The sequence below is a fragment of the Microseira sp. BLCC-F43 genome (assembly GCF_041929235.1).
GTDB lineage: Bacteria > Cyanobacteriota > Cyanobacteriia > Cyanobacteriales > Aerosakkonemataceae > Microseira.
This window is the reverse complement of sequence record NZ_JBHFNP010000333.1, coordinates 1-6,224: the sequence shown is the minus strand read 5'-3', so window position 1 is coordinate 6,224 and position 6,224 is coordinate 1. Positions and strand designations below refer to the sequence as shown.

The 6,224-nt window shown below is 46.2% G+C and carries 3 protein-coding genes; all 3 read right to left on the bottom strand.

Features of this window, described 5'->3' with window-relative positions:
• Positions 1-83: 83 nt before the first annotated feature.
• The 3 genes from ACE1CM_RS44155 to ACE1CM_RS44145 all read right to left on the bottom strand — a co-directional run bounded on the left by ACE1CM_RS44155 (position 84) and on the right by ACE1CM_RS44145 (position 5,899).
• A complete protein-coding gene (locus ACE1CM_RS44155; protein WP_374885779.1) occupies positions 84-1,685 on the bottom strand; it encodes a hypothetical protein in 1,602 nt (533 codons plus the stop codon).
• A gap of 70 nt (positions 1,686-1,755) precedes the next feature.
• Positions 1,756-2,469, bottom strand: a complete 714-nt coding sequence (locus ACE1CM_RS44150) for a hypothetical protein (protein WP_374885778.1) — start codon at positions 2,467-2,469, stop codon at positions 1,756-1,758.
• 658 nt (positions 2,470-3,127) lie between these two features.
• Positions 3,128-5,899 carry a nodulation protein NodZ gene (locus ACE1CM_RS44145; RefSeq protein ID WP_374885777.1) on the bottom strand — a complete coding sequence of 924 codons (2,772 nt, stop codon included), beginning with the start codon at positions 5,897-5,899 and terminating at the stop codon, positions 3,128-3,130.
• Positions 5,900-6,224 lie beyond the last annotated feature (325 nt).

Here is a 6,224-nt window from a genome sequence, read left to right as displayed (position 1 = left end):
CTAGAGTGTTCGACAGCAAAAGCTCTGACGGCACACTGAGGACGCCAGTAACTCTGGGAACGCTAACTAGACTCAAGGGAGTTCTATCTTAGCGCAAGAATCCCCATCCATAATCTTTGATTTGGATGGGGTGCGTTCAATTGTGGGTTGGTACCAGACAGGGCAAATGGCCCGGTTGGATTATCGGCATCGACAAAGGTGGTGCCGCCATCGACAGAGACCAATTTCTCGACATCCAAAGATGGGTTAGCACCGAAGTAGTTGGCATCATCGGTGTCGCTGAGGTTCTTGGTGTTACCAACACCGTCAGTATAGGTCGTGGCGGCGGTGGCAGTATTGGTGTGCTGACCTGCTTGCCAAGTGGCTCCGGTAAAGGTGTAAGTAAACTCATCAGCCCCACCTTCTTGACCATCATTCGCTGCCAAGTTGAAGGGTGTTAGAGGCAGGTTGAAGTCCGAATCAGTTAAGGTAACATTTGTCAGAGCCACGTTGCCGGTGTTCTTGACCACAAACTTGAATTGTGGGTCAGCACCGCTTTCGAGTAAGAATGGTCCTGTGACTGTATCGGCATCGACAAAGGTTGCGCCGCCATCGACGGATACATATTTTTCCACATCCAACGATGGGTCAGCGTTGAAGTTGCCGAAGTTGATGTTGGTACGGGTAGGGTTTAACGTGTCAATAGTTAACGGCCCCCAGACACCAGTGCCAGAGGGGTATGTTTGAGTCCAGCCAACTTGCTGTACTTCACGGACAAAATAAGTGCCGCGCAGTACAGGGGCAAACTTGTAGAAGCCCAAATCAGCGGTATTGATTGAGCCATCTCCATTAGCATCGGTAGTTCCGTTAGCGGTGACTTGGGTTCCTACTAATGTATCTCCCGTTCCAGGCTCGAAGACGCTATCACCATCGTCTTTGAATAACTCGATTGTCCATCCGCTGAGCGCAGTTTCATTGGTGTCTTTAACCTCGTCGCGATCGATGTCCTCCCACTTGTAGCCCGAAATCGAGCCTTGCTGGACTACACCCGGCATCAGTTGCACGGCGTTACTAGGGGTAATCCAAGTTGCGTCAGCAGCACCCGTTCCTTCTATTTTGGTCTGCAAGCTGCCACCCGTGAAGCCTGATGCACCAAGACTGCCGGGAGTTAAATTGGCAGTGGTGATAACCTGGTTGGGAAGTGCAAGGGTTTGCCCCCAGTAAATGTTTGCGGTTGCCTCGCCATCGGTTTCATTAGCTGCCAATGCCTTAAACGTGACATCGGCGTACCGATCCAAACCATTGGGACTCAAGCTATACGTAACAGAAAGGACGTCGGCGTTGTTGACGTAGAAGACTAAGCCAGGATTTGAGTAGGACGGATCGGAAAAGGTGGTGAATGAACTGTCTGTGGTGAGACTTGGAAGCGGGGAACCCGTACCATCGTCCGGGTTCTGCGTGATATTGGTGATGCTGTCGTTATAGGTGTCCATGTACAGGAAACCACCGGCATCCGTATTGCTCTGGTAAGTGTTCATGTTGATACGGACACCGTAGGTTGTTCCTACGGTGAGATTACTTCCCTCAAGCCAATAGGGGACGACATCACCCTCCAGATAGGTGGACTGGTTCATATTCGCCTGTCCATTTGCCCACTGATTTGTCAGGGTTTCCCACTGTTGGATACTGATAGCTGGATTGCCCATAATTGTCTAACCTTCGCTAAATTGCTTAACTTCTTTCCTTGTGGAATCTTTGCTCTGAAAAAACTGGTACTTAAGATGCATCCCGAATCAACAAAACCTTCTCTTTTTCTGGCTTCTTAGCCAAGAATTTGTTGTTAACAATGTCTCGGTAAGTTTCCAGATCTGCCTGCCAATTCGCCAGCCGTTGATGCAAAGAGCGCACTCGAGCCTCACCGCTTTCTCCGTCTAGGTCGTAGTTAAAATTGCCCGCAAACAAGACCGCAGGAATTTGCTGTTTGTCTGGTAGCTGTAAACCTGCTTCCGCAACGAGCAATCGCAGTTGTCGCCCTTCCAGAGTATAAATCAGATCGACGCGAGCCTGTACGGGAGCGGGCCCAATATTTTGCCAAGCTCCTGGAGATAAAAGCGTTTCATTAATAAACTTCCTAGCTCCATCGGGTTGGTTTTCAAAAGTGGCGAAATACTTGGGATTAATCCCAATAGCCAAGTAGTCAAGATTGGGCAGCGTCGAAACGTATTTCCCGGCAACTCTGGCAATCTCTACATCCTCAAGGATCTTCCTATCCAGAGATTCTGAAAACGTGACCGTTTGAGAACTAGCAACAATATTGACGCCGTTTTTGAAGATAACTTGGGCAGACCCAACTGTAAGAACAGGGGGCCTTTGAAGTTCCCAATCGGCAGGCACAATACCGCCGCCTTTAAGAAAGTCCAGGGTCAAAATTGCCTGGTTGTGGTTCCCAATCGCCAGGACAATTGAAAGTTCGTGAATATCTTGTGCCATAGTTCTCGCCAAGTGGTTTGAGCTGCGCTCGCTAAACATGTATTGCTTAATACTTTATGCTTTGCAGTTTTTGCCCAATATTTCAGCAGATATCCTTCGAGCCAGGCAACCATCTTGGCATGCATTTGTGAAAATTTTGTGAAATTTCCGTAAATTATCTGAAAAATTATAAATTATTTACATTCTCAATTTAAGCGAGCGCAATAATACTGACTTTTCCTACTTTTCCTACTTTTCCTACTTTCTTTTATCCCCGCTGCAAGTTTTAGGTTTAATTCTGCCTACCTGCTTATAAAATAAGCCAATATATTTTTATGGTGTTTCTCAAAAAAGTAAGCCTGCTGGTCTGATCTTAAGTATTTCCAAGCAGCATGTAACCCGATTGAGTCAGGAGAGAACCATGTTTCTGTGGCAAACTTTCGAGGGATTTCTATATCTGGAATTGTCTCTGCATCTTTATAGACCAGGACTGACGCACGACGAGAAAAGAAACAAAGGTGAGACCGTCGATCTCTCGAAACCAAACCAACGATTTTTCGGATCGCCCTTTGTTTCTTTGCGTAAGTCCTGTAGACATGACGCGCTATCAATTAATTTATCTACTAACTCTTGGGTTAAAGGTTGTTTTTGGATAGTATGGGAATTGTTTGAAGCGTGATTATTGCTCGCACCAGTGTCGCCACATTGTGCGATAAGCTGCTTCGAGGGAGTGAGCGATCGCATCTGCATCAGTCAGCGGTGATGCTTGCATCCAATGGCGCAAGTTCGCTCGCAATCGTTGCAGTCGCTGCCGATCGTTGGCAAGCTCAACCGCTTTGTGAATATACTCTTGAGCAGATTGAGCAATTAAATCTTGCAATCCCACAGACGAAAGCAAACTCACACCAACCCGCGACAGATGGGTTGAACCAGCTTGAGTAATTACCGGCACTCCCATCCACATTGCTTCGCAAGTAGTAGTTGTACCATGATAGGGAAAAGTATCGAGAGCAATATCCACCTGCTCGTACAATGTTAGATGTTGGTTCTTATCAGGAAGCCAACCTAAAAGTTGCACTCGTTCGCTGGCAATTCCGTGCTGTTGGAAAAGTTGATGCAGGTATGCACAAGTGTCGGGGTCAACCAGTGGTTTGGATTTAATTATCATGCGACTATGGGGAACAGCTTGAAGAATTTCTGCCCAATCACCAATCAGTTTTGGATTGACCTTGGCTAAGTTATTAAAACACCCGAAAGTAATCTGGTTGCTTTTCAACACAGGTGGTGGACTGACATCGGGACAGTTGGCAGCAGGCAGATAGCACAAAAAACCATGAGGTAAACGCACCAATTGTTCGGCGTGCAGGTGTTCCGTTTCTCCCTGTGGATCGGCGCAAGCATCTGTGATGCGATAATCGATAGTGTCGAGTCCAGTAGTGTTGGGATAGCCAAGATAAGTGACTTGTACAGGTGCAGGTTTGCGGGCGAATACTAACAACCGATTGTCTTTTGTATGACCGGATAAATCAACCAAAATATCAATTTCATCTTGGCGTACCAGTGCGGCTACTTGCTCGTCATCCAGGGCATAAATTTCGCGCCAACCATCAGCAAGTTGCTGCAAACGTTGGGTAGTGGCATCAATTTTTGAGTTGTTGGCGTAGCAAATAACCTGGAAATTGTTGCGGTTGTGGGCAGTCAATAAAGGTTCAAAGAAGTAAGCCACTGAATGGGTAAAGAAATCACCGGAAACGTAGCCAATGCGAAGGCGACGTTCCGGATTGCGATTATTATTGTGAGGTTGAATAGCTTTTGCCAGTGCAGATGCTTGGTGTGCGTTCCATTTCCGGTGTTCGGCACAAATCGCCGATGGTTCATAGTCGCTGTTGTAATGCAAGCTAAACAGCATATTGCTGTAAGCTATGGCATAATCAGGCTTGATTTCTAAAGCTTTTTGAAAGCATTCGATTGCTTCTTTTAACTTTCCTTGGGATTGGAGAGCGCCTGCCAGATTATTATAGGCTTGGGGATGATTGGGATCGAGCTGTAGGGTTTTTTGTAAAGCTTGAATTGCTTCTTTTAACTTGCCTTGCAATTGGAGAGTATTTGCTAGGTTGTAGTGGGCATCTGCATAGTCAGGTTTGAGTTGGAGGACTTGTTTGTAAGCTTGGATTGCCTCTTCTAGCTGCCCTTGTTCTTTAAAGGCAATCCCCATATTTTTATAAGTATCGACATGATTGGGTTGCAGTTGAATTACTTTTTGATAGTAGGCGATCGCTTCCGATAATTTCCCACTTTCTTGGTAAGCATTTCCGAGATTGCTATAGTAGGTAGCCGTTTCTGGTTGCAGTTCAATGGCACGATTAATCCGCTCAATTGCTATCTGATATTGTTTCTGTTGAGCCGCAATTACGCCTAGCAAATGCCAAGCATCCGCATGATTGGGTTGCTGTTGCAGTACTTGTTGGTATTCTTGCTCAGCTTGTTGTAGATGACCCGCTTGATGGTGGCTAATTGCTGACTGAAAAATTTGGTCAAGGGAGGAAGCGATCGCTTCTGGACTAATCTTTTCTGGATGAGGGGTAAACAGTCGATTTTCTGCTAAGAGAAAGTATCGATCTTCAGACCAGTTTTTCAAATGCAGGATGGTAGTGGAAACATTAGATTGTCCGTTGCCAATAAAATAATCGCATTTAGCTGCCAAATAAGTATCTTTGATTATTTCAATGCCAATTTGCTGGCGACAGTCATGGTTTTGATGATGAATGCTGACTTCTGAACGGGTGCGAGAAGCATTTGTGTATCGCAATCTATCCCCATATATTTGTTGATATTCTTCCAGCACTGAGGCGTCATCGGTGAGCAGAAATATTAGGGCATCTGGCACGCGCTGGAGGTAGTTATTAATCGCTTGATGACAGTTCTGATTAACTTGTTTCAGGTTAGGATTTTCCTGAATTTTGTCACTGCCGCGAACGTGGACGGCAAGGGTATTGTGTCCCGCCAAATAATCTGACCAAAATTGCTCAATTTCCTGACTAATTTGGGTTCTAACTTTGAGATATTTTTGGAACAAATAGCGATAAATATCCGGCGGTGCTTGACCGGAAAGGGGATGACTGGGATTTATAGCAGGCGCGATCGCATCCAGGTAAGTGTGGAAATCGCTAACAACAACATCTTCATTTCTAGACAGCAAAGCAGAAGCAGACAAGCGAGAACCAGCACCCTCCCATTTATTCACATTGTTGCAGCTAAGATTATCCTCTGTCCACTTAGGCGGATAAAACGTATAGGAATGTCCTAATAAGTCATCAATCCGATAAGCTGAAACAGGTTCAAAGTAATTTTCAAAAGCATTTTCATCTTCAGCATCTCGGTAGAGACTGTTATCACCCCAATGCACAATCGGAATTCTACCCGTCAATTCTGCAACCAGCAATTGTCCCATAACGTGGTCAATATCAGACCAGAAACCATATCCCCATGCTTTAATTAGGATAAATTTTGGTCGGTTTTTCTTTGGCTGTTGCGCTTCTTTTGATCCCCCTAAATCCCCCTTAATAAGGGGGACTTGCGTAAGTCCTACAGGATCCCCCCCAACCCCCCTTGTCAAGGGGGGATGGGGGGGATCTGCCATTATCAAGGGGGGATGGGGGCACACCCCCCTTATCAAGGGGGGATGGGGGGGATCTGCCATTATCAAGGGGGGATGGGGGCACACCCCCCTTATCAAGGGGGGATGGGGGGGATCTGCCATTATCAAGGGGGGATGG